The following is a 22,836-nucleotide window of genomic DNA, read 5'->3' as shown; positions in this document are numbered from 1 at the left end:
CTCGCGCCCAACAACCTGCCACTGCGTTAAATAGGCATCAAGCGCTGTTCGAGATCCAGCAGACGCTGCTGATCAGTTGCCGATTGTGCCATGAGGACACCGTATTGTTTTAAAACGGGCTGCAGGTCGAGCCATTCCGTTGCTGGCATCCCTGTCAGATGATACTGCGCGCCGATTGTTTCTAGGCGGCCACTCGCATCCGTCAGCTGTGCATTGACAGTCTTTAACTGCTGATTAAGCTTGTCGATCTGCTCAGATAACAAATCAGTTCTAGAGGCACTTGCATTGCTGTTATTTAGCATCGGTTTAAAGATACCATACGCCGCCACGATAACGCCAAGTGCCCCGCCTACTGACCGCAAAACGCCACTCAGAAAAAAGACAGCCAGAACAACGACCGCTATTCCGGCAGCGAGCCAGGTAACAGAAATACCAGAACCAGCATCATTGTCAGCTTGTTCGGCAGCATTCAACTGATCGGCTAACTGGTGACGCTGATCGGTGATCGCAGTCTGCGTTGCATTTAGCTGACGTTGTTGCGCCAATAATTGCGCGACCGTTTCCTGGTCACTCGCCCGCATCGGCTGGCTTTGCATCAACTGTGCGCCATACTGTGCCCGCAAACCATCCAACGTGGTCGCATCAGCGGTCAAAGCCTGATCAGCCAATTGTTGATCACGATACTGTTGTTGACGTTTCGGCAATTCAGCACCTAATTGATCAATGGTCGTTTTGTGGGCCTGGTAAGCCTGCTGGGCTGGTGTTGGTTGGGTGGCCGCTTGCTGAGTCGTTAGCTGCTTCGTCTCGGTTTCTAGACTGCTTGCCACCTGGTGTTGCTGCGTCGTTAACGTTGTAAAGGTTTCCCAATCCTGAGTACTAACCGTCTGTGGGACCGTTGCGTTCTCTGCTTGAAACGCCTGGTATTCCTGATAATATGGGTAAACCTGAAGTAATTGATCAAGTTGATTCAAGGCTGAACGCTGTGTCGTGATGGTCTGCTGCGTTGCTGCGAGCGTGGCGGTCATTTCGCTTGTTTTTGTTTGAAGGTCTTGGTATTTTGGATAATCAGCCTTAGCTGCCGTCACTCTTGCCGTCAGGTCATCGTACTCACGCAATTTTTCACTAAGCGGTTGTTTGCGGCCACGGGGCTTATAAATCATGTCCGCTTCCTTACGCAGCCGCTGGTTGAGCGTGATCCAGTCGTCGCTGCCAATTGCCCCGATACGCTGAATGCGTTGAATGAGCGCAAATCGGTCAAGATTGAAAACGGCCTGGAGGTTCTGGGCACTAAACTGATAAATTTGCGAAAACAACTCACGGTCAACCGGTCTGAGCATTGTGGCGAGGTCCGCCTTCGTCAGGTCGGTATCCGTAGTGGTATCCCTAAAGGTCACGTCCCCGCCGTGGGTGCCATCGACCCGCTTGAGCCAGTAATCATGCCCCTTATGGGAAAAGGTCATTTCTCCGCCGTACGTTGCGCCATTTTTTGGGTGGTACATGGCATATTTGTGCTTAGCTGTCGCAAAGCCAAACAACATACTGGTAATGAAGGCAACGAGGGTCGTTTTGCCAGCCTCGTTTGGCCCGTAGATCACCTGAAGCTGGGCGTCAAACTGCACCTGCGTATCGTGGAACTTGCCAAACCCATAAATGGTCAGCTGATTAATCCGCATGGTCATCCGCCTCCAAACGTGCCTGTTGTAATAACTCATTTTCTGCACGTTCTTGGGTATCCTCCAGCGTGGTTGACGCCAGTAAATGATCGGCTAAAAATGGGTAACTCAACAGCTTCTTACCAGCCGCTTTAGTCAATTCATCGCCCGTAAAAACGTCGGCCTGAGCTGCCTTCCAAAATTCGGCATCCAATTGACTGTAATGAATGTCTGTTGCGGCAGGTTGACTATGCGTTTCGTAGATCCAACAGCGATTGGCCTCATATTGATCTTCTTGAAGTTGCGACAACCGGTCGAACCAATTACCATTGTTCAGCTGGGCAACAACCTGACCGGGTAGCGCCTCCACGTTGGTCAGCGTGAGGGAGACCAGTTTAAACGTCGTCTCATCCGTTAACCGGCTGAGCTGCTCAAACACGAGGTCGATCAGCTCAGTTTCACTTTGTTGATCCGTCACCGTAATGGCTAAGGTGACCCAGTCGACTGGATTTACCGGCACAAACGACGGTACCAACCGGGTATCCTGACTCCTTACCAGTGTGTACCCGTGCTCACCTGCTTCGTTTTTATGCCGACCTTGAATCGTACCCGCATAAACAATTGGCGGCTGTTCCTGCAAGACCTCTGGTTTGTGAATATGACCCAGCGCCCAGTAATCGTAATGGGTTTCTCGTAACTCATCAAGTGTAAACGGTGCGTAATGGTTTGTGCCGGATTGTCTCAGTGCGCCGTGCAGCATGCCAATATGATAATCAACATCCCCACGTACCGGGAACTGGGCTGCCATGTCCGTTTCCAGCCAGCGGGTTGGGTAACTAAAGCCGCTGATTGCAACCCGTTTTTGATTCCGGGTCTCAACGTCATCGTGCTGACCGTCGACACAAAAACGTGCACCCCCTCTGGCAAATCGATGGCTTGGTTGGCTGTCTGATAATCATGATTGCCAAAACACAGATAAACGCCAATTTGGGCATCGATCAGCCGCTGTAACTGTTCATTTAAGAATAACTGAGCTGCGACACTCTGCGTCTCTCGGTCAAAAAGGTCGCCTGCCAATAAGACGAACGCCACCTCCTGATCAATTGCTTGGTCAACGAGTTGCTGCGTCGCTTTAAATGGTGCTTGGTAAATCAGCTGCCACACTGGTTCTGGAAGCTGTCTTAGCCCTTCAAAGGGACTGTCTAAATGTAAATCAGCCGCGTGGATAAATTTCACGACAGGGGCTCCTTTCTTTGGCACGATCAGGTGCCTGATTTCTTTGAATCAATCGCTAGTTAACGCCCAAATGATAAGAGGCTCCATCCGAAAATCCTGAACTTGGATTTTAAGATGGGGCCTCTTATGGCCAAAAGTGGCCGTTGTTCACAGGTGTTAGTGTCTTAGTTGCGATAAAGGTCTTGAATCGGTTTTGTGATCTCATCGTTCAATTTTGAAAGCAGATCATTGACCCCTTTTTCGGCGTCCATTAAGACTTTAATGGCATCAGCTTGACCAACCTTATCCGCAACCTCGCGGGCATGCGTCATTTCTTCTTCGGTTAACTGTTGGCCCTGTATTTGTTTTTGTTGAATGTTCAACTGAATCTCCTGGAAGTTCTTGAACAGATCAAAAGTGGCCTGTTCCGCCTTCATCTTGTCATATGCATCCGCCAATTTCTTGAATTCGTCGGATGTCTTCAGTTGTTCCTTCAGTGTTGTTGCCGTTTCATTAATATCAGCCATTATGAATCCTCCTGTCTAGTTGTCTTCATAATTGTATCATGAAAGCGTTGCGCTGACTATCTGTCTAGTTGCCTAAAATACTTGAAGTGGTATTCGACCACCACTTTTTAACGGAATTAGCAGCGCTGCTGGCACCCTTTTTGATCTGGCTACCAACTTGCGACGCGCCGTTTTGAACATTATCCCAGAAACCAGTATTGTTAGACGATTTTGAGGCCTTTGCCAAGGTTGCCGCGTCCTGGGTATTAAACGACGTCTGCTTTGTGTACGGTAAGATTTCTTGCAACTCTGTCTTAAATAAGGTACTGATTCCGGTGCCGCCAAGGTTTTCCAAATGGTGTTCCTTGTTGGTGTTATCAAACCCTTCCCAGGTCGTCACGACCACATCAGGGGTGTACCCAACCATCCATTTATCCTTGGCTGCGTCACCGTCACCCGTATCATCGGCTTCAGTACTCCCCGTCTTACCGGCAACTTGGTAGCCATATGGTTTAGCGGCAGCCCCAGTCCCCGTATTATAAACACCCAGCATCATACTGGTCATTTCTTTAGCGACCTTTTTGGACATCACTTTCTTGGTCGTCACTTTGGGCTGCGCCACGATGGTCTTCCCGTTTGCATCAACAATTTTACGGATATAGTGTGAATCCGTTCGAGTCCCGCCATTCGCAAACGCCGTATAAGCACTCGCTAATTCCTGCGGTGAAACCCCTTTGTTCAACCCACCAAGTGCCAGCGCAAGATTATCATCTGATTTAGTGACGGGCAGGCCAAAGTCTTTAACGGACTGGTATCCCTTATTCACACCGATCTTATTTAACAACCAAACGGCTGGCGCATTCATACTTTGGGCTAACGCCTCATACATCGGTACCTTACCCGTATAGACGTTATTTTCATTTTTAGGCGTGTACTTATTTGTCCCATATGACAGTTTCTTATTTGTCAGCTCAGAATCATAGAAGTAGCCGTTTTCGAGTGCTGGCGTGTACACCGCCAATGGCTTGATTGTCGATCCCGGTTGCCGCGCCATCTGGGTGGCCCGGTTATACCCGCGGAAGACGTGCTTCCCACGGCCACCAACGACGGCTAACACACCCCCGTTATTCGGATTGACCGCAATCGAGGCTGCTTGGACCTTCGTGCCATCCACAGCGTTGGACGGAAAAAGGTAGGCCGATTTAAAGTTTGTTTGCATGGATGACTGATAATTCTGATCCAAATAGGTGTAGATCTTGTACCCATGATTCAAAATTTCAGACTCCGTCAACCCATACTTTGAAATGGCTTCGCTGATAACGGCGTCAAAATAATAGGGATACTTGTATGAATCCTTATAACTGCACGTATCATGTGTCACGATTTTAGTTTGCTGGTACGCTTTAGCCTGCGCTTGCGTGATCGCGCCATTTTCGGCCATCAGATCCAGCACAACGTTGCGCCGTGCCAACGCGGCCTTCGGATGGTCGATCGGGTTATACCCGCTCGGCGACGTCAGCATGCCGGCCAGTACCGCAGCTTCTGGAACCGTTAACTGCGACGCTGATTTACCAAAGTACTTCTGTGACGCGTCCTGAACCCCCCAAACACCATTCCCAAAATAGGCATTATTGAGGTACATGGACAGAATGTCTTTTTTGGTATACACATTTTCAACTTCAACCGACAAAAACAGTTCCTTAAACTTTCGTGTGAAGGTTTGTTCCTGCGTCAAAAACGCATTTTTAACCAACTGTTGCGTCAGTGTACTCCCACCACCGCTAATGTAATCTCGGTGAAGGATCTTATTCTTCGCCAGAAGTAAAAACGCCCGGGCAATTCCTTTTACTGAAAAACCATACTCATGGTAAAAGCCCCGGTCTTCCGTTGAAATGACGGCATTCTGAATGTTAGGCGAAATCTTGCTCAACGAGACATACGTCCCTTTTTGTGAGTAGAGTGACCCCGCCTTTTTCCCATTTTTGTCGTAAATATACGTTGTTTTTTCAAGTTGATTCTTCAAATCACCAACGTTGGCTGTCTTTGCTTGAAACGTTAATACCGCACTCATCACAAACACGATGGCTAACACGATGACAATGAGCCACCGCGTGATCTGAAAGCGATGCCAGATTCGGCCTAACCCGCGTTTAAACCGATGCCAGCCAGGTGACAGCCAAGCCTTAATTTGCTGAAAAAACCCATTTCCTCGATTTCTATTCATAGACTCCCTCATTCACTACACAAATTAATACGTTAATTTTAGCACATTGTGTTCAGTCAACTGGCTGTTCACTTGAAATTTAAGAAAAATTAGATGTTCGAATCCAGGTATTGGGCAATTCCAACACCCGTGGTATCGCTATTTCAACCAAAAATGTCATCCAACTCTCCTAATTTAGGAGAATTGAATGACACCAGTGAACCATAACTGGATACGAGACTAGTGCACGATATCCGGTTCATGCTTTTGGCAATTTCATTATTCAGTTGCTGGGCGACTTCTTTACTTGGGCTAATGACCAAGATAGTGTCGTGACCGGCAAGGGTGCCGACAACTTCCGGCAGCTTTAAATCATCCAAGATTGCTGCCAATAAATTGCCGTTGCTTGGTAGTGTCTTGATAACGTTGATAAACTCAATCTGGGTCAGACCGACGACCACTTCGTTGATTGTTTCGCGCATGTGTTCTTCTTCGGATTTGTTCCCCGGTTTAAAAATGGTATAACGCAAGTGTCCATGGCCATCCTGGGCTTTGACTACCTGCATTTCACGAATGTCACGAGAAATCGTTGCTTGCGTCGCCTTAATCCCAATTTCCTTTAGATGACGCATTAGGTCTTCTTGCGTTCCAATCGGATATTGATTGATTAACTGTTCAATTCTCGATTGACGAATACTCTTTTTCATCCTAATGCAGCCCCCTTACTGTAAGTAACACTGCAATTATTATAACAAAGTAAGATGAATATGGCTACTTTTAATTGAATATTTATTTACAGGGTTGGTGTCCAGTATAACTAAAAAAAGCGAGCCACCGGGGCATTTCCAGGGTTTGTTTTCTCATTAATATTTCATTTAAACATTATGATGCATGGCGGGCGTGACGGAAAATGGGAGGAAGCAGCGCAGCAGAACGCTTTGCGAAACTCAGTTTGTCCTGAGCCTGGAATAAAAGTCAAATTTTCTCCCAAAATAAAAAAAGGTGTCAACTGAAACCCCTGCATTTAGGTCTTAGTTGACGCCTCCTTTATGACCGGAATCCGCCGTTTGTTGTATTTAGGCTAGATAATCTGGATGCGCTAACGTAACAGATATAGCAATCTCGATAGTTGCCCTAGCCTTTGACCCAGTCTAGTTCACTTTCTTTGTCCGCCGAACGCTTCAGCAACAAAGCGTCATCCTACATTTCATCAGGTGCTTCAACACCCAACAACCGCAATGCTTCCTTTAGCACCGTTGACACACTCTTAACAAGGGTCAACCGAGCAGTCTTCTCACTGTCATCAGCTAAGATCTTAGAGTGTGCATAGTACTTGTTAAAGGCTTTCGCTAACCGAATGGCATACTTCGCAACGTCAGATGGTTCGAATTCCTTCAAGGCCAGTTTAACGGTGTCTGGAAAGTCAGCTAAGACCTTCAACGTCTCCCAAGCTTCAGGATCCGAGATCTTGGCATCCGACTCAAGCAGCGTCACATCGCCGGCCTTTCTCAGAATACTTTCGGCACGTGCGTGAGCGTATTGAACGTATGGGCCAGTTTCCCCTTCAAACTTCAGTTGGTCTTCAAGGTTGAAGTCAATACTGTTCATCCGTTCGTTCTTTAAATCGCCAAAGATAATCGCACCGACACCAACTTGTTTAGCAACTTCATCCTTGTTTGGCAGGTCTGGGTTCTTAGCAGCAATCTGCTTCTTGGCCATTTCAATGGAGTCATCCAAAACGACATCCAATAAGATGATCCGGCCAGAACGCGTCGACAATTTCTTACCATCAACAGTAATCAAACCAAATGGAATATGGTGCAGGTTCTTAGCAGATGGCAAGCCCATTTCAGTTAAAACAGCCTTTAATTGTTGGAAGTAGTACATTTGTTCAGAACCAACAACATAGAGGTTCATAGCTGGATGGTACGTGTTTTCACGGTAGACCGCTGTCGCGATATCACGGGTGATGTACAGTGAGGCCCCATCACTCTTCAGGATCAAGGCCGGGTTCAAGTCGTACTTAGACAGATCGACCACTTGGGCACCTGTGATTCTTTCAGGAGTCCCTTAGCCTTTAGATCATCAATAACCGCCTGCATCTTGTCGTTATAGAAAGCTTCACCATTATAGGTATCAAACTTAACACCTAATTTGTCATAGATGGCATTGAATGCCTTTAATGATTCGTCACGGAACCATGACCAGAGATGGTGAGCTTCTTCGTCACCATCTTCAAGCTTCTTAAACCATTCACGCGCTTGGTCGTCAAGTTCAGGGTGTTCCTTATCTTCCTGGTGGAATTTAACGTAGTACTTTACCAGATTGGTAATTGGATCCTTCTTAACGTCTTCTTCGTTCCCCACTTCAGGTAAGCGACGATCAACTTCCCAAATTGGGTCCCCCAGTCACCCAAGTGATTATCCTTGATTGGGGTGTAGCCGTTTTTCTTCAGAATCTCAGCAATGGAATTACCGATCACAGTCGACCGCAAATGTCCCATGGAAATAGGCTTGGCGATGTTAGGAGAAGACATATCGATTGGCACATTGCCACCGTTTCCGTCTTCATTTTGACCATAGTCAGCACCGTCGCTCATCACTTGACCAAGAATGTCAGCACTAAAGACGCTCTTATCAAGGAAGAAGTTCAGGTATGGACCAGCAACTTCAACCTTTTCAAAATGAGATGTGTCGATCTGGCTACCAGGTCGGCCGCAATCTGTTGGGGTGCCTTTTTCATCGCTTTTGCCAGCGTAAATGCTGGAAAGGCGTAATCCCCCTTTGACGTGTCCTTAGGGCGTTCAATTTTTTGATAAATATCTTCAGCCGATAAGACATCAGTCAGGCTGGGTGCTAACGTATCAGCAACTAATTGTTTGTAATCCATAACGAATACTCTCCTATCGTATCTATAATGTCTGTGTCAATCTTAGAATATCACACTTGTGTGCACTACTGGCGCGAAACGGTATAAAAAAACGCCCCCTACAATTTAAAAATTGTAAGAGACGAGATTAACCCGCGGTACCACTCTAGTTGATATTTAGTATCCACTTTAACGTATTCACATTGACCGTTCTAAAAAGCGCGCTTCACTGAATGGTGCCATCAGGCTTCCAACCTCCCTGACTTGCTGTACACAGCCGACTCAGTTACTCCTCTTTTATCGTTGAACGTGATTGTCAGTGACAATCTCACTTGATGCATTCTACCGCATCTGAATAGGAATAACAAGTCTTAACTGGTGATTACCGTCATTCTAGCTAAAGATTCAAACAACTGAGTATTTTCTCATTAACGTTTAATGAATTATGGCGTATGCTAGAAACTGGTGAGACCTCCTTGGGTATTATGAGAATGAGATAAAATTCATTTTCCATCACATCCTGGGTTATTGTTTAATAAGCTGACACCAAAGGATTAATTCATTTATCCACGCTGGTCACCACCGGTTGACAACCATAAGGGACAAATAAGTGAAGTGTCTTGCGCTTCAAATGAAAGGGATTTTGATTATGGGTGACAGAAGACATAAGTCGACCCTGTTCTTGCGGAAAGATATTCGGACGGATATCTTCAAAAAAACGGGGTTGGCTAAATCATTGAATGCATTTAGTTTAATTACCATGGGTGTTGGCGCCATCGTCGGGGCCGGGATCTTTATTACACCAGGCATTATCGCTGCTAAATATACTGGTCCGGGGGCCATGCTAGCCTTTGTCCTCGCGGCAGTCGTGTGTTCGTTAGCAGCGTTGTGTTATTCCGAGTTTTCCTCGACGATTCCACTTGCCGGCAGTGCCTATACTTACATATACGCTGTGTTTGGCGAATTCATTGCTGGATTCTCGGCTGGGCACTCGTGTCCGAATACTTATTCTCCGTTTCAGCGGTCGCGGCGAGCTGGTCGTCGTATTTCCAAAATATTCTCGCCGGGTTTAACCTCTACTTACCAGCACAATTACGAGCAGCATTCGGAACAGCCGGTCAACCGCACGCGATTTTCGACCTGCCAGCGTTTGTAATCATCATGATCGTGTCCTTGTTGCTGATCGGTGGTATCCGTGAATCCGCCCGAGTTAACGCGATCATGGTCATTTTAAAGATTATTGTCATTATCCTATTCATTGTGGTCGGCGTCTTCTACATTCGCCCTGAAAACTACCACCCCTTCTTACCACACGGATTCAAGGGCGTTGTTTCAGGGGCGGCGGTTGCGTTTTATGCCTACATCGGGTTCGATGCCGTCTCAACAGCGGCCGAGGAAGTAAAGCAGCCGCAACGGAACGTGCCAATTGGCATCATCGGCTCCCTATTGATTGCGACAGCCCTGTACATTGCATTGTCTGCAGTTCTTGTCGGCATCGTCAAGTACACGAAGTTAAACGTTGCTGACCCGGTTGCCTACGCGCTGCACTTTATTCACCAAGATTGGGTCTCTGGAATTGTTTCCTTAGGGGCGGTTATTGGAATGACCACCGTGCTGATCGTCTTTCTCTATGGCGGTACCCGATTGGTCTTTGCGATTAGTCGTGACGGCCTGTTGCCACAATTATTCAGCCGTCTCAACCCAAAAACGCACGCACCAGCTGTGAATACTTGGGTGTTTGGAATCGTCGGCAGTATCTTCGCCTGCATTATCCCAATTGATAAAATTACCGAATTGGTCAACATTGGGACGTTGTTTGCCTTTGCGATGGTCTCGATTGGGATCGTCTTTCTCCGACAGAATCCGGCGTTTAAGGATCTGGATTCAGCCTTTAAAGTCCCGCTCTATCCTGTGTTGCCGATTGTGTCATTCATCCTATGTATCACACTCATGCTTGAATTGAAGGCCTTTACTTGGATCGCCTTCTTCGTTTGGTTATTGATCGGTCTGTGTGTTTACTTTAGTTATGGGTATCGGCACAGTGTTGTGCGCCTTCGTTATCAGAAAGATCAACCAAAATAAACTGACAAAACACGATTTGGCAATGATTGCTAAATCGTGTTTTTTATGCGTTTATGGCGCGTGGTTATTTGAATTTAAAGTTAGAAAAAAGACGTTCAGTTTTTATAAACAGAACGTCTTTTGATTCGATTAAAACCTAAGCGGGTAACGGGAATCGGACCCGCGACACAAGCTTGGGAAGCTTGGATTTTACCACTAAACTATACCCGCAACAACAAGATTAACTATATCATATCCTTACAAACTTGTCAGTAAAAATTCAAAAAAAAAAAGTTTGTAAATTCTTTCAATAGTCAACCTTTTTCGTTTTTTAAAAGCCCACCATTACCGTGGTTAGCTGTTTTTAACTTTTGCTAACGTTGCATCGTCTTTACGCACAATTGCCCGGTTGTTTAACTCGCCGACTAAGATGCGGTCTGCTTGATCAAACTCGAGGATGTGGATTAAAACAGAATTTTCGTAGACCTTTTCAATCTCGCCCTGAAAATCGTGTTCGAAAGAGCCAAAACGTTTGCCTTTAACGTAATCGCCAATCTTAAGTTCTGCCATGTGAAGCCCTCCATATCAAGATGATGAACAAGATAATAACAAACCCCTCAGTAAATTACAAGCAGTATTCCTCATATTTTTAAACTTTTGGGAAAACAGCAACGAATAGGCCACAATTGTCGTTCCATAAGTTTTCCCAAATTCCACTTAACTCACGCCCACTGGACCAGCTGACGTGGTAAACTAAGCATAGATTGTAATTAAAGGACGTGGGTCTATGTGGCTAGCCATCCACTCGGTAAGTTTTGTCTTCTTAATTCTTTGCACGATTATCGGCTTAAATCGCACCTCTGAAAAACGTATTTCGCAGTTCTTAATTATTGACCGGATCATCTACCTGGTCATCATCATCAGTGGCATCATTCTGTTGATTCGAACCTTTCAGCATGCGCCAGTATTGGTGGGCCTGCGGGAAGGGTTGGAACTATTGCTCATAGTGGCAATTGAACTGGCCTTTGGACGCAAACAGGAACGCTCCCTTTCCACCAGGCTCGTTGTGGTGCTGACCGTCTTGATCTTGCTCATTGCGGGTCTCGGCTGGTGGCTGGCTGTTAAGCTGCCCTGATTTCGGAACATTAAAAACCATTCTTCCAAATTATCGGAAGAATGGTTTTTTGTTTCTATTCGGTCTTGTAATCAATACCCTTTTGCTGTTTCAAGGCTAACGTCAACGAGTGATCCACTAAGATCGACTGGCTATCAATGATCGGTAAGTCAGTGATCGGTTCACGTTCTTGCGCGAGTGAGAGCTCAGTACACCCGAGCACCACTGCATCTACGTCAAACGTATCAAACATTTCCTGCACCAAACTATGGAACAGGTTCCCGTCGACAGTGTTGTTATCCTTGATCTGCGTGTAAATGAGTTCGTTAGTCTTAGCCTGAACGCTCGGCGTTGGTTTGACAAATGCATAACCGGCCGCTTCAATTTCGTGGTCGTAGATTTCATCTGCAATTGTCCCCTCGGTCGCAACGATACCGATCTTCTTGGCATTGGGATACTTGATTTTGATTTCACCGGCAGCCTCGCGCGGCATATGCAGGATCGGAATATCGGTCACCGCCGTTAACTCATCGTAGAAGTAGTGCGCTGTATTACACGGTAGCGCGAAAAAATCAGGGTTTAAGGCCGACTGGCGCTTAAAGTCGTCCAGCAATGGCGGTAACGGATTAGGCTTTGAGTGGTCCAAAATATAGTCCGTTCTATCCGGCACCGTCGCGTGGTTGACGAGGATGTAGTCCAGATAGTCCTGATCAGAATGCGCTGGTGTGCGTAAATTTAACTGGTGAATATAACTTTCGGTGGCCTGAGTACCCATGCCGCCGATGATCGTAAAGAAATGGTTCATCGTGATCACCCCTTGTTTTCAGCAAAATACCTATCAAAGTTCTTCACGTAATTGTGGTTCATCCACTTGATCAGTGCCCACCGCTTCAGATTCATGTCGTCTGAATATTCGTAGGTTGTCCCATAACGGTGTTCCTTGATCAGTTCTAACGCACGCTCCTTATCCGCATTTTCACGGGCATACTTCTTAAACGTTTTAACTGGGACACCCAGCCAAAGGGCGTGCTGTTCCGGATTCTGGTTGCCATAAACGGTCGGTTCCTCCGCCAGATCCTGTTTCACGTAGTCCTTGACGACCCAGTCGGCAAGGTTGTACCCGTTTAGCGTCACGAAGAAGCTGCTGCGACCCTGACGCAAGTTAATTTCAAATAATTTAAATGTGTTGTCCCGCGCATCGTACTTCATATCGAAGTTCGCATAACCAGTAAATTCAATGGCTTCAAGGAAGGTCTTGATCTGCTGATAGATCGTTTCGTTGTATTCTGGCAGGATCGCCACGTAGTTCCCGATAGCAGACGGTGCCGGATCCTCCAAGAGTGGATGGCCCAAACACATCATTTTCACGTGGTGGTGCTGGTCAACGTATGCGTTCAACACCCGCATATTGCTATCATCGCCAGGCACAAAGTCCTGCAAGATAAAGTCGGATTTATACCCGTTCTCATATGCAGCATCAAGGACGCGGTCAAATTCTTCGCGAGACTGGATCCGAAAAGCCTTCTTACGCCCTTCAAAATGCACGTCTAACCACTCCACGCTATTAGCTGGCTTCAAGGCGACCGGGTAGTCAAATGGCTGGTCAATGACCTGGCGATTATCGTGCTCATCCTTTGTGATGACGCGGGTCTTAGGGTATGGCAGCTGATACTTGTCACAAATTTCGTAGAAGCGTTCCTTATTATTGAGGTGTTTCAAGAGATCGTAGTCAATGTATGGGCACACAAACGTATCGGAAAGTTCGTCTTTATGCTTAGCGATCAACTCAGCGTAACCGTCCCCACACCCGATCAAAATAACGGGTTCGGCGTGGTCCTTGTAGCGTGCCTTAATTTTTCGCATAGATTCGATCCAAACGGGATCCTCATCAAATCCGGGGATCAGTTCAAGGTCAACCACCTTGGTATAGCGGGTCGGCGCAAGTTGAATCGACGCAATGGCCTTAACTGGCTGATGGTACAGCGCGTATAGTGACCGGGCCATTCCGTAGACGTTAAAGTCGCTCCCTAATAAGATTGGCGTAAACTTTGGTGTTTCCTGCATGACTAGTTTTCCTCCACAACATTTTTGGCAATCGTAACATCCGTTTCGTAAGGCGTGTTGACGCCGTTAACCTTTTGGTAGTTGTCTTCACCCTTACCTGCTAACACCACGATATCATTTTTTGTACTCATTTCAATGGCCTTGCGAATGGCCGTCTTGCGATCCATTTCAAACGCGACCTGGACCTTATCATGGTCAATATACGAATCAATTTCATCCGCAATTGCCCGCGGGTCCTCATAGCCAGGATCGTCGGTCGTTAAAATGGCCAGGTCCGCCTCTTCGCTAAGTGCTTTCCCGAAGCCTTTTCGTCTTGAGACCCCCTTGTTTCCGGTACTGCCAACGACCACGATCACGCGACCAGCATCGGTTTGGCGCCGCAAGAAACTCAGCAAGGCTTTCAGACTAGCATAGTTATGCGCGTAATCAATGTAAATGGTGCCATATTGAGAACTCGTCACCATTTCCATCCGGCCGGGCACGTGAACCGTCGTCAAGGCTGTCTGCATTTCAGCAGCCGTAGCACCAGACAACGCGCCCGCAATAATGGCACTGGCGGCGTTACTTTCATTATAGTCGCCAGGGACGCTCAGTGCGTAGGTGCCATCAAGGGCAAGTGACTTGGCCTTGTCGGAAATACTTTGAACGTCAAATGCGCTGTCTTTAAGCGTCTCTTCGTCATTACTAAACTGCACGTCCAGGTCGAGTGGCAACTGTAATTTGGCCCCTTTGCGCGCATACAGATAGATGTTTTCTGGCGGTGTGCTCGTCTTAGCGGCCTGATAGACATCTTCAAGATGGTCTGTCTCTGCGTTAATAATGCAGGTCCGTGAATTGACAAGTAACTGTTCCTTGCAAAACAGGTAATCCGCAAACGTCGGGTGCTCGTTTTCCCCAATATGATCCGGCGTAATGTTCAAAAAGATGCCCACGTCATAGGTCAACCCATAGACCCGGTTCTTCTTATAAGCTTGGGAAGACACTTCCATCACCAAATGCGTCATCCCATTAGTGACCGCAGCCCGCATATCGTGAAACAGGTCGAGTGATTCAGGTGTTGTGAGATCAGATTTAAACCGCTGATCTGGTTGGTTACCCAGCACCCGGTCAATGGTCGAAAACAACGCGGCCTTGTCATGGGTGTGGGTCCGTTGAATATGGTGTTCAAAATAAGCGGAAGTGGTTTTCCCTTTCGTCCCAGTAAACGCAATGATGAAGAGGTCGTTTTGCGGATACCCGTAAAACGCCGCCCCCAACAGTGCCATTGCTTGTTGAATATTTGAAACCGTAATGGCAGTCATGCCAGCACCTTCTGGGTACACCGTTTCGGCAACGTAGCCCGTAGCCCCAGCCGCCTTAGCAGCCGTTAAATATTCTGGTTTAAAATTACCCTTACAAAAAAACAACGTGTCTGGTTGAACCTGGCGCGAATCATAAGTCACACTGGTGAATTGACGCCCCTGGTTCCCCACCGTTGCAGTTAATAACTGATGTTCCTGTAATAAAGTCAACACTTGGGTCATATCAAGTGACATTGGCTTCTTCATCTCCAACTTATGAATAAAATACTGTTTCTATTATTTCACGTTTCCCTCAAAAAAGAAACTGACCCCGCCATCAGACTCCAGGACGGGGTTAACGGCATCTGTGCTGTTTAAGGCAAAGATAACGCCACAAAAAGCGACCCATTTTGTCCTAGCCAGCCAGCAATGAAGTCCAGCATCGTAACCCTTAACAAAATGGTCGTTCAAACAGTCTTCATTTTAGCAAATATCTGGTTGTAATACTACCAGGGTTGTGGGGTTGTAAGGATTTCTTTAGAGAGCGCGCGACCCAAGGCGGTTAGAGGGCGGAGTGTAAGTAACTCTGGTCAGAAAAGCCCGGGCCTGACTTTTTTGACCAGAGTTACTTACACTGGAGCCTTTTGCCTTGCTTCGGGTCTTTCCACTATTAGGTGAATCAAATAGCGCTGACATGTCGCTTCGTTGCACCGTTCGGCCTTGCAGTCAGAGGTGGGGTCGCTTCGGAGCTATTGAATTTCTTAACAGAAATTCAAGGATTTCCTACGTCTCCCGGGTTACCAGGCGAGGAAAGAACCCTCGCCAACTAACACTGACACCACAGCCTGCAATGCCGAACGGCTCCGCTACGCTACAATACTTGCAGGAGTCATTCGGAGGGTACGCCTTCATCAATGATTACATGAAGCCTCTCAATCAATTATTACCAGTGACTAGCTCATTGTTAGCAGCATTAATATTAATGGACTTAATAGCAGTTGAGGGTGAATTCTCTACGAACTGGTTTTAATACCATTTCGATGCTTGGCAAAATGGAATAAGTAAGCTCAACTTCAGTGAAATGGCCCAATTTGGCACGGAGCTGTGGTGTCGACATCAGTTAGCGACCGTACTTTGGTCGGTTACTGATGTGCGAGTCGATGGAGATCCATTCGAGAGCTGCGCAGCAGAAATCGAATTAGCTTCATCGCGAGCCACTACACGGAGTGCCAAATTGCGGAATGCAACGGACCTATCACCTAACATTGGAAAGCCCCCTTGCTTCGCGCGTTTCCGCTACATCACATAAATGCCTCGTAGCCAACATCACCAATAACTGTAAAAAAGCGCTCCCATCGTTAAATCCACAACAATGCGGTATAATAGAGTGGCACCAGGAAATGGAGTGATTGTATGGATAACTTAATCTTTTTTAATCCCGGCGATTCTGTTGGTAACTTTCACGACTACGACGAGGCAGTGAGAAGTGCCCAAATCTACCGTGAATCTAACAAAATTGAAAGCGGCCACGTCTTTGTGGTCAAGGGTGTCGATAATAAAAAATTCGATGTCTTCCTGGCTGATGATCAAATGATCAATCCAGAAACGGATCCACAAAAGGGAAAATCACGGTCACAACCCTACTACGTCTCAAAGAAACTCTAAGACGTTCCCTTATTTAACACATAACTGACAATTAAAAAAACGCACCCTCATTGTCTGAGGGGCGTTTTTTTAATGTACGGCAAAGTGGTTGTTTCACCATCCGCGTGAACGCTAAGAAATTGCTCACGATCATAACGGGTAAGTAACACTGGTACCCGCACTTGAAGTGACGTAACGCTATTAGCAATTAGAAAATGTTGATCGTCCACTGGTTGCAAGTCATACCCTGTCGCCCGCAAATAAATCTGCGTCTCCGCTAATCGCGTGGCATCTTGAAGCTCGCTGGTATCACTGATCAACAATGGCATCCCGTCACCCCCTGTGGCCCGTTTTAATGTAGATGCGCCCATCCATGACTCGGTCTTTAAACGCTACCAGATCAGTGTAGACCTCTGCATGACTTGGAACCGACCGCAGTTGGTTGACTAAGGTCATCAAAACGGCTAAAAATCGGCGCTGCAACCGACGATTTGCAGCTGGCAGCAAGCCATTCACACGTTGATTTTGCTGGTACAGGATCTGTATCTCGCTGCGGATCTGATTGTTGACCTGAATCGCTAGTGTGAACTGCTGGGTGTCTCGAACAGCAATCTCTACCTGATCAACGCAACGTTGCCAGGCCTGAAGTTGGCTGATAATGGCTTGTTCAGCACGATCATAGTCTGAAAAATCAATTGTTTTGTTGCGATTCATGGCGTTCAGCGACCGCCTTTTTCCCCTTCTCGGCCAACCCGTTAACGTAGTGACCTGCGTCAATGTAGCCGGCATCGATCAAGGGTTGCGGATCGCCGCCAATTGCGTTGTCACAGTAGTCAACAAAGTGACTGAGACTCGTCCCGGGTTCGACACGTCCTGAAGCAATGGCATCTAAAATATTGTATTGTTCTTTCGTTAACATTACGCTCATCCTTTCGCTCAACCAGTTATTGTGCTATACAAATAACTGCCGGCAATGACATTTAAGACGTTGTGACGACTTTGGTGACCGACCTAACGTCCGTTGCTTAAAATAATACCACGTTCTCTCTAAAACCAAACAATTATGCCTGTCAATTATGCCAAACGTGTATCACTACGATTTCTTGTTGTATCTAAATGTGGCAAGTTCTAAAATGAAGATAAGTGTGTTACAGGTGTCTGATTGGGTAATGATTTGCCAATCGAGACAAGCAACCTAAAATTAAAATAAGCTGGAGATGGCGACCATTGGATGAAGATTATGGTTACGTATATGCGTTAGAAAATAAGGCGTTCCCTGGATACATTAAAGTTGGCCAGACAAAAAATCTGGCGCGACGTTTAGCCCAATTTAACAGTACGGGGATCCCGCAGGAAAAACCAACACTGCTGCTATTTGCGGTGCATTTAAACCACTATAAGAAAGCCGAGCGGATCTTACATAAAGCGTTGTCCGATAAGCGAGAAAGCACCTCAACGGAATTTTTCAAAGCCACCTATAACCAAGTGAGAGCCGAATTTGACCTGTTAAGTTTTAACGACCCCAACGCCGAGCTAGTCCGCCCGGAAAAATTCAACGAAAAGATTACGGGCAAACCCATTCAGGTCGTCAAACGAAAGGTTGGCTCCCGCCCCAATCGGACCTTCAAGTATCTGAGTATTCCTGCCGGGTCAAAATTAACCTTTAAAGAAGACCCAAAGTTACAGGTCACCGTCATAGATGACAAAAATCACGTCTTGTGCCGATGTGGTAAAGAACACACCCTCTCTCGCGCAGCAATCTGCTGCTTCGATTATTTCCACCAGCTACCAGAAGCACAACAGGGTCACGACCGAAATGGGTTTGACTGGTTTGAATATAATGGCATCTTAATTTCTAAGATCAAGCCAATGGTAAACGAAGAACTCGGGTAGTCTTGAGCTGTTGAAATAATATTCAGGTGTCATTAAAAATCGATATTAGGTATAATGGCCTTATGAGATTGGAGTGTGAGAATGATGTTTATGTCAACGGGGGCGTTTAATCAACCACACGTGATAAAAGGTGTGGTTGCGGTTACTTGTCATACACAATTAACTTCAGAAAAGCCAGATGAGTTTGACTTATTTGATCAACTATTTGAAGACGCAAAGCAAAAGTTATATCAAAAGGCGGCTGAAAAAAAATGCGGACGGCATCGTCGATGTTTCCTTTAACACCGAGGTTGTTCGCATGAGTGTCGCCCCTAAGTTTTTAATTGTTCATGCATATGGGACCGTTATTTCGATAGAAAATTCAAAATAAGGTTTGCAAATATGGCAATTATAGTGTAATATATTTTTTGTTGTTAAAGGCACTGCCCCGGTGGCGGAATTGGCAGACGCGCAGCGTTCAGGTCGCTGTTTGGGTAACCAAGTACAGGTTCGAATCCTGCCCGGGGCATTTTTAACAAAACTGGATAAATTTTATAAAATAAGAATCGCGCTAAATCAAACTTTGGCCGGTTCTTATTTTTTTGTTTTTAGTCGAAAAATAAACTAGTTTGCACATATTCAGCACAGTTAACAGAAACGCAAATCGTCTCGTATCTGAATTAATCCGTCTTTCAAGAGGTTTAAATATCCAATTTTCTCAAAGTCCCAATTAATACCTGATCGAGGTTTTTCTTTAAATCACGAACTTTAGCCCCCATTCCATGGACAAAATGGTGTATTCACGTTATAATTCAATTCAATTAGCAATTTAATTGTACACAATAAGATATGACCATAATCAATTTCACAAGAAAGAAGGGACCGTTATGAGCGATACGAAACCGCGTCTCCTAGACGACCAGCTCTGTTTTGCCTTCTATACGGCAAGTAAAAAATTTAATCACTTTTATCAGGAGGCGCTCAAGCCGTTTCACCTAACCTACCCCCAGTACATTACCATGTTAGCGTTAGCGCTCTGGGAAACGTCGCCATTGACCGTTCGCGAACTTGGGCAACGACTCAACTTAGACAGTGGCACCCTGACACCACTCTTAAAACGACTAGAAAAACAAGGGTGGATCTCTCGTGATCGCAGTGAAGAGGATGAACGTCAAGTGGACATCTCACTGACCGACTATGCCATTGAGCAACGCGATGTCGTTTACGACCGCGTTAACCAGTGTGTGGACCTGCTTGATCTCGACCTTGCAACTTACGATGCTTTTCTTGACCAGATTCGTAGCGTTGGCGATGATTTGGACAACGTGCGAAATGACCGGAAGATTCAGAAGAGTTTTTAACAGCATATTTAGGTATTAAAAAGCGACTCACAGTTGAATCCTGTGGGTCGTTTTTTTGTTGTTTATTAGGTCTATTGTATATAGCAACTTTTAGTTTTGAGAACCCTGATCTGTTTGTGCTTGGTTGACCGGTTAGGTTTCTTCTTGCATTGTACTGAAGACATTCTTTTTTTGATTCAGTTTACCAATTTTTACACGATTGTACATAGCAATTATGCTTTATGACAGTATTTTTGATTGTTTCGGTCTACCGTGCCGAAACGAGTTCTGGAAAGTAAGGAGCTGCACGTAAGCTAACTCTGGCAGAAATTCCCGGTTCTGGAATTTGTGCCAGAGTCAGCTTACGCTCCGCTCCTTAATCGCTTTCCGCCACTCTCTATCTCAACATCGCCGCCATAATCGACATCGCCATCAAATTATTTAACATATGCAATCCAATCGACGTTACCAGGTTGTCCGTCCGACGATAGATGAAGGCCAAGATTCCGCCGAGACAGGCGTAAATCAAAAAACTGATCACGTTATTGCTTGCATGGGCGATTGAGAAGATCAACCCGCTTGTGATCACTGGCAGCCAAAGTCTGCCAGGATTAAAGAAAGCATTGATCCAATAGCCGCGAAACAGGAGTTCCTCAATGATTGGCGATAAAAAGATTCCCGAGAACATCAAAAGGTAAAAGATCCACCTGTCACTGCGCAACAGCGTAATGATCACCTGGTTGTTCGCCGTCTGAGTCTCACCAAACAGTCGACTATTTAACGTCGTCAGCAGCATCTCAACTGCCAAAAAGACAACGAACGCAATTAGCAAATAGGCAATATCGTTACGTGATGGTCGGTGCCACACTGGATGGTCCATCACCCGTTTTAAACACTGATACAGAACCAAGATCAGCACAACATAGCCTAAGATGTACCCTGCGGCGGCTAGGGAACGCCCCAAATACTGCGTTTTAGGTAGCCCCCTAATCACCGTTAATAACAGAGGTACCAACTGAATTAAAACAAAGAACGTCAAAAAAATTAAGATTCGAGTCGCAACAGACGGTTTTGCGATGCCCGACTTTTCCAATGGCTGCATGCAGCTGGCCACCTCCTAACAATTAATGACTCTCGTGATGATCATCGTCATCCGTTGCCGTATCACCGTTTGCTCGTTTAACAAAGGGCAGCAACTTCAAATAAATCACCGTCACTAAGGTCATAGAAACGACAAAGGCCACAAACAGCGTCAAAATCGTGACAACGCTATTTGCTGGCCAGTCATGAACGAGCACCATGGTGCCCCCAATAATGAGACACGGCACCAATACAATGATCGTGTACATAAATCCCTTCAATTAAAGTCTCCTTACCCACATTATATTGTGTGGTTAATGAAAGTCTTCCGACATATACCGCTCCAAAATGGCGGTGATGGCTAATGTTTCAAAGCTATTAAACTCCACAAAGTTCATGTTCGCGTACTTTAAGCCTACCTGCCACCGCGCTGAAAGATCTGACCGATCAACGTAATTAAAGACAACCTGCTTGTTTTTTAAACTCCCCAAAAATCCGGTATAGACAGCTTCACGTTTCCCCGGATGTTCTCCCACCGTCACGACTTGGTCAGCATTAAACGCCCAGGCTAAAAGGGTCTTCAGAATCGATTTTTTCTTAAAGTCCAGAGAGCTGATGATACTGTCTAACTGCCAAACATTGGCATAGCCACGTTCTCTAGCGAGTGCCATCACTGCAACCAGCGATTTGAGATAATCTGATTGTTCGATCACTCGGGTAATGGTATTCAGGCGATACACACCGCCGCCATTAATCGCCCCATCCGGGTTGATCTGTTTCAATAGAACAAATTTATCATCCACTGCCAACACATTGCCAACTGAAAAATGCGCGTTATCGCCATACCGATAGATTTCCACAAGCCGACCGGTCTTAGCTGCATTTAACAATTGTTCACGAACTGTCCTCATAGTTTGCCTCCGTGGTTAATCGCCGAATAATTTTTGTTAGATTAAATTGGTGCTACCTTAAAAATAGCAATTATTGACTGATTGTTCAAGTCTTGGTATTTAGGTCTGGCACAAATTTTGAGAATAGCCGCAAGAACCCGAATTGGTTATCACCATTTTAACCAAATCTGCTCGCCGGTACTTGGCATCGTGTTAATTAGATTTTCACGGGCAACCACGTTATCTCTAATAGTCGCTTTTAATGGTTAATGGGGTACACTATGACCATAATGTCGCAACATACGGCGTTTTCCTTGCACCCACCCCCTATTTTTCGTTACACTAGACCCATAAAGAATGAATTGAGGTGACATGATTGTGTTAAAGGAATTCAAGACATTTATCGCGCGTGGAAACGTGATTGATCTCGCCGTTGGGGTGATCATTGGGTCAGCGTTCACTGCTATTGTGACATCGTTGACGAAAAATTTGATCAACCCGCTGATTGGGATCTTCCTGGGTAAGATTGATTTATCCGGGCTGGTTTTGACCGTGGGCCAAGCCCATTTTCGTTATGGCGACTTCCTAGATGCGTGATTAACTTTCTCATCATTGCATTCGTGGTCTTTCTTATGGTCAAAGGGATCACTAAACTGATGCCTACCGAGGAACCAGAGGAAGAAGCGACCCCTGAACCAAGTTCAGAAGAGATCGTCCTCACCGAGATCCGTGATTTATTAAAGCAACAGCAGGAAACAACTCAACAGCAAACCAAGGAATGAGTGCGGCCATTTTGGCGGTGCTCTTTTTTTAGAGCGTGAAGCAAGGCGCTTAGAGGGCGGAGCCTAAGCTAACTCTGACAGAAATGCCTGAACTTGGCATTTTTGTCAGAGTTAGCTTAGGCAGGAGCCTCTGCCTTGTTGAACGCGTTTCAGCTACAGATAAGTGAACAGCTAACGTAAAGGCCGGGTTTTGCCTTTATCGGTCGAAGTTGCTTACACGGTAGCCCCTTGCTGAACGCGTTTCAGCTACAGACAAGAGAACCAC

General features: G+C 46.1%; 20 protein-coding genes, 2 tRNA genes and 4 pseudogenes. 8 read left to right on the top strand and 18 right to left on the bottom strand.

The annotated features are described in order from the left end of the window. Window positions 1–26: 26 nt before the first annotated feature. The 7 genes and pseudogenes from JCM11969_RS00280 to argS form a co-directional block, all read right to left on the bottom strand. Window positions 27–1,673: an AAA family ATPase gene (locus JCM11969_RS00280; RefSeq protein ID WP_054706848.1), complete on the bottom strand. Its 1,647-nt coding sequence runs from the start codon at window positions 1,671–1,673 to the stop codon at window positions 27–29. Then, on the bottom strand, window positions 1,663–2,460 hold the full coding sequence (locus JCM11969_RS00275; protein ID WP_156319202.1) for a metallophosphoesterase family protein: 798 nt from the start codon (window positions 2,458–2,460) through the stop codon (window positions 1,663–1,665). Before JCM11969_RS00275 ends, JCM11969_RS00280 begins: the two co-directional genes overlap by 11 nt. Continuing rightward, complete coding sequence (locus JCM11969_RS00270) at window positions 2,394–2,888, bottom strand: metallophosphoesterase family protein (RefSeq protein WP_054706843.1); 495 nt, start codon at window positions 2,886–2,888, stop codon at window positions 2,394–2,396. The genes JCM11969_RS00275 and JCM11969_RS00270 overlap by 67 nt, the downstream gene beginning before the upstream one ends. Before the next feature lie 164 nt (window positions 2,889–3,052). Beyond that, window positions 3,053–3,394, bottom strand: a complete 342-nt coding sequence (locus tag JCM11969_RS00265; RefSeq protein WP_054706840.1) for a YlbF family regulator — start codon at window positions 3,392–3,394, stop codon at window positions 3,053–3,055. Window positions 3,395–3,458: 64 nt separating this feature from the next. Continuing rightward, entirely contained in the window at window positions 3,459–5,597 is a 2,139-nt protein-coding gene (locus JCM11969_RS00260; protein ID WP_054706837.1) for a PBP1A family penicillin-binding protein, read from the bottom strand. Window positions 5,598–5,833: 236 nt separating this feature from the next. Beyond that, a pseudogene (gene argR, locus JCM11969_RS00255) lies at window positions 5,834–6,283 on the bottom strand (arginine repressor); the annotation flags it as partial. Window positions 6,284–6,776: 493 nt separating this feature from the next. Next, window positions 6,777–8,465, bottom strand: a pseudogene (argS, locus tag JCM11969_RS00250) (arginine--tRNA ligase). Between the two features lie 628 nt (window positions 8,466–9,093). Between argS and JCM11969_RS00245 the strand changes: the two are divergent. Next, window positions 9,094–10,526: pseudogene (locus tag JCM11969_RS00245) on the top strand (APC family permease). A gap of 139 nt (window positions 10,527–10,665) precedes the next feature. Here the strand turns inward: JCM11969_RS00245 and JCM11969_RS00240 are convergent. After that, window positions 10,666–10,736 (bottom strand) — tRNA-Gly (locus JCM11969_RS00240). A gap of 123 nt (window positions 10,737–10,859) precedes the next feature. Next, window positions 10,860–11,075, bottom strand: coding sequence for a hypothetical protein (locus JCM11969_RS00235; RefSeq protein WP_054706834.1), 216 nt, complete (start codon window positions 11,073–11,075; stop codon window positions 10,860–10,862). Window positions 11,076–11,292: 217 nt separating this feature from the next. On the opposite strand from JCM11969_RS00235, the gene JCM11969_RS00230 reads away from it, so the two are divergent. Beyond that, window positions 11,293–11,640, top strand: a complete 348-nt coding sequence (locus JCM11969_RS00230; protein ID WP_054706831.1) for a DUF1516 family protein — start codon at window positions 11,293–11,295, stop codon at window positions 11,638–11,640. Window positions 11,641–11,695: 55 nt separating this feature from the next. On the opposite strand, the gene JCM11969_RS00225 is transcribed toward JCM11969_RS00230, so the two are convergent. Genes JCM11969_RS00225 through JCM11969_RS00215 form a run of 3 tightly spaced genes read right to left on the bottom strand, consistent with a single transcriptional unit; the run spans window position 11,696 to window position 15,218 of the window. Next, the gene (locus JCM11969_RS00225; protein ID WP_054706828.1) at window positions 11,696–12,424 is read right to left on the bottom strand and encodes an aspartate/glutamate racemase family protein; all 729 of its coding nucleotides are present in this window, start codon (window positions 12,422–12,424) and stop codon (window positions 11,696–11,698) included. A gap of 5 nt (window positions 12,425–12,429) precedes the next feature. Then, window positions 12,430–13,683 carry a carboxylate--amine ligase gene (locus JCM11969_RS00220; RefSeq protein WP_054706825.1) on the bottom strand — a complete coding sequence of 418 codons (1,254 nt, stop codon included), beginning with the start codon at window positions 13,681–13,683 and terminating at the stop codon, window positions 12,430–12,432. A 2-nt stretch (window positions 13,684–13,685) separates the two neighbouring features. Continuing rightward, a complete protein-coding gene (locus JCM11969_RS00215) occupies window positions 13,686–15,218 on the bottom strand; it encodes a UDP-N-acetylmuramoyl-L-alanyl-D-glutamate--2,6-diaminopimelate ligase (protein ID WP_054706822.1) in 1,533 nt (510 codons plus the stop codon). Between the two features lie 1,158 nt (window positions 15,219–16,376). Between JCM11969_RS00215 and JCM11969_RS00210 the strand changes: the two genes are divergently transcribed. Further along, window positions 16,377–16,628: a hypothetical protein gene (locus tag JCM11969_RS00210; protein ID WP_054706819.1), complete on the top strand. Its 252-nt coding sequence runs from the start codon at window positions 16,377–16,379 to the stop codon at window positions 16,626–16,628. A gap of 47 nt (window positions 16,629–16,675) precedes the next feature. Here JCM11969_RS00210 and JCM11969_RS00205 read toward each other — a convergent pair whose 3' ends face one another. Genes JCM11969_RS00205 through JCM11969_RS00195 form a run of 3 tightly spaced genes read right to left on the bottom strand, consistent with a single transcriptional unit; the run spans window position 16,676 to window position 17,526 of the window. Continuing rightward, the gene (locus JCM11969_RS00205) at window positions 16,676–16,936 is read right to left on the bottom strand and encodes a hypothetical protein (RefSeq protein WP_054706817.1); all 261 of its coding nucleotides are present in this window, start codon (window positions 16,934–16,936) and stop codon (window positions 16,676–16,678) included. Window positions 16,937–16,940: 4 nt separating this feature from the next. After that, window positions 16,941–17,321: a hypothetical protein gene (locus JCM11969_RS00200; RefSeq protein ID WP_054706814.1), complete on the bottom strand. Its 381-nt coding sequence runs from the start codon at window positions 17,319–17,321 to the stop codon at window positions 16,941–16,943. After that, entirely contained in the window at window positions 17,299–17,526 is a 228-nt protein-coding gene (locus JCM11969_RS00195; RefSeq protein ID WP_225353064.1) for a hypothetical protein, read from the bottom strand. The genes JCM11969_RS00200 and JCM11969_RS00195 overlap by 23 nt, the downstream gene beginning before the upstream one ends. Window positions 17,527–17,834: 308 nt before the next feature. On the opposite strand from JCM11969_RS00195, the gene JCM11969_RS00190 reads away from it, so the two are divergent. The 4 genes from JCM11969_RS00190 (at window position 17,835) to JCM11969_RS00175 (ending at window position 19,840) form a co-directional block, all read left to right on the top strand. Continuing rightward, complete coding sequence (locus JCM11969_RS00190; protein ID WP_054706807.1) at window positions 17,835–18,500, top strand: GIY-YIG nuclease family protein; 666 nt, start codon at window positions 17,835–17,837, stop codon at window positions 18,498–18,500. Window positions 18,501–18,581: 81 nt separating this feature from the next. Further along, window positions 18,582–18,782, top strand: coding sequence for a hypothetical protein (locus JCM11969_RS00185; protein ID WP_225353063.1), 201 nt, complete (start codon window positions 18,582–18,584; stop codon window positions 18,780–18,782). 142 nt (window positions 18,783–18,924) lie between these two features. Next, window positions 18,925–19,008 (top strand) — tRNA-Leu (locus tag JCM11969_RS00180). A gap of 358 nt (window positions 19,009–19,366) precedes the next feature. Beyond that, complete coding sequence (locus JCM11969_RS00175) at window positions 19,367–19,840, top strand: MarR family winged helix-turn-helix transcriptional regulator (protein ID WP_054706804.1); 474 nt, start codon at window positions 19,367–19,369, stop codon at window positions 19,838–19,840. 376 nt (window positions 19,841–20,216) lie between these two features. Here JCM11969_RS00175 and JCM11969_RS00170 read toward each other — a convergent pair whose 3' ends face one another. From JCM11969_RS00170 to JCM11969_RS00160, 3 genes are read right to left on the bottom strand one after another with little or no spacing between them, the layout of a single operon-like run. Next, a complete protein-coding gene (locus JCM11969_RS00170) occupies window positions 20,217–20,921 on the bottom strand; it encodes a CPBP family intramembrane glutamic endopeptidase (RefSeq protein ID WP_054706801.1) in 705 nt (234 codons plus the stop codon). Window positions 20,922–20,943: 22 nt separating this feature from the next. Beyond that, entirely contained in the window at window positions 20,944–21,180 is a 237-nt protein-coding gene (locus tag JCM11969_RS00165; RefSeq protein WP_054706798.1) for a hypothetical protein, read from the bottom strand. A 33-nt stretch (window positions 21,181–21,213) separates the two neighbouring features. Beyond that, window positions 21,214–21,810, bottom strand: coding sequence for a hypothetical protein (locus JCM11969_RS00160; protein WP_054706795.1), 597 nt, complete (start codon window positions 21,808–21,810; stop codon window positions 21,214–21,216). A gap of 357 nt (window positions 21,811–22,167) precedes the next feature. Here JCM11969_RS00160 and mscL point away from each other — a divergent pair. Beyond that, window positions 22,168–22,571: pseudogene (mscL, locus tag JCM11969_RS00155) on the top strand (large-conductance mechanosensitive channel protein MscL). Window positions 22,572–22,836 lie beyond the last annotated feature (265 nt).

The organism is Secundilactobacillus paracollinoides DSM 15502 = JCM 11969 (assembly GCF_001311135.1).
GTDB classification, from domain to species: Bacteria; Bacillota; Bacilli; order Lactobacillales; family Lactobacillaceae; genus Secundilactobacillus; species Secundilactobacillus paracollinoides.
This window is presented reverse-complemented; position numbering and strand designations above follow the sequence as displayed.

Excerpts from the sequence above, each read along its gene's own strand:
- JCM11969_RS00280 (WP_054706848.1), bottom strand. The coding sequence starts at position 1,673 with ATGCGGATTAATCAGCTGACCATTTATGGGTTTGGCAAGTTCCACGAT.
- JCM11969_RS00275 (WP_156319202.1), bottom strand. The coding sequence starts at position 2,460 with ATGGCAGCCCAGTTCCCGGTACGTGGGGATGTTGATTATCATATTGGC.
- JCM11969_RS00265 (WP_054706840.1), bottom strand. The coding sequence starts at position 3,394 with ATGGCTGATATTAATGAAACGGCAACAACACTGAAGGAACAACTGAAG.
- JCM11969_RS00260 (WP_054706837.1), bottom strand. The coding sequence starts at position 5,597 with ATGAATAGAAATCGAGGAAATGGGTTTTTTCAGCAAATTAAGGCTTGG.
- JCM11969_RS00235 (WP_054706834.1), bottom strand. The coding sequence starts at position 11,075 with ATGGCAGAACTTAAGATTGGCGATTACGTTAAAGGCAAACGTTTTGGC.
- JCM11969_RS00230 (WP_054706831.1), top strand. The coding sequence starts at position 11,293 with ATGTGGCTAGCCATCCACTCGGTAAGTTTTGTCTTCTTAATTCTTTGC.
- JCM11969_RS00225 (WP_054706828.1), bottom strand. The coding sequence starts at position 12,424 with ATGAACCATTTCTTTACGATCATCGGCGGCATGGGTACTCAGGCCACC.
- JCM11969_RS00220 (WP_054706825.1), bottom strand. The coding sequence starts at position 13,683 with ATGCAGGAAACACCAAAGTTTACGCCAATCTTATTAGGGAGCGACTTT.
- JCM11969_RS00215 (WP_054706822.1), bottom strand. The coding sequence starts at position 15,218 with ATGTCACTTGATATGACCCAAGTGTTGACTTTATTACAGGAACATCAG.
- JCM11969_RS00210 (WP_054706819.1), top strand. The coding sequence starts at position 16,377 with ATGGATAACTTAATCTTTTTTAATCCCGGCGATTCTGTTGGTAACTTT.
- JCM11969_RS00205 (WP_054706817.1), bottom strand. The coding sequence starts at position 16,936 with ATGCCATTGTTGATCAGTGATACCAGCGAGCTTCAAGATGCCACGCGA.
- JCM11969_RS00200 (WP_054706814.1), bottom strand. The coding sequence starts at position 17,321 with ATGAATCGCAACAAAACAATTGATTTTTCAGACTATGATCGTGCTGAA.
- JCM11969_RS00195 (WP_225353064.1), bottom strand. The coding sequence starts at position 17,526 with ATGTTAACGAAAGAACAATACAATATTTTAGATGCCATTGCTTCAGGA.
- JCM11969_RS00185 (WP_225353063.1), top strand. The coding sequence starts at position 18,582 with ATGATGTTTATGTCAACGGGGGCGTTTAATCAACCACACGTGATAAAA.
- JCM11969_RS00175 (WP_054706804.1), top strand. The coding sequence starts at position 19,367 with ATGAGCGATACGAAACCGCGTCTCCTAGACGACCAGCTCTGTTTTGCC.
- JCM11969_RS00170 (WP_054706801.1), bottom strand. The coding sequence starts at position 20,921 with ATGCAGCCATTGGAAAAGTCGGGCATCGCAAAACCGTCTGTTGCGACT.
- JCM11969_RS00160 (WP_054706795.1), bottom strand. The coding sequence starts at position 21,810 with ATGAGGACAGTTCGTGAACAATTGTTAAATGCAGCTAAGACCGGTCGG.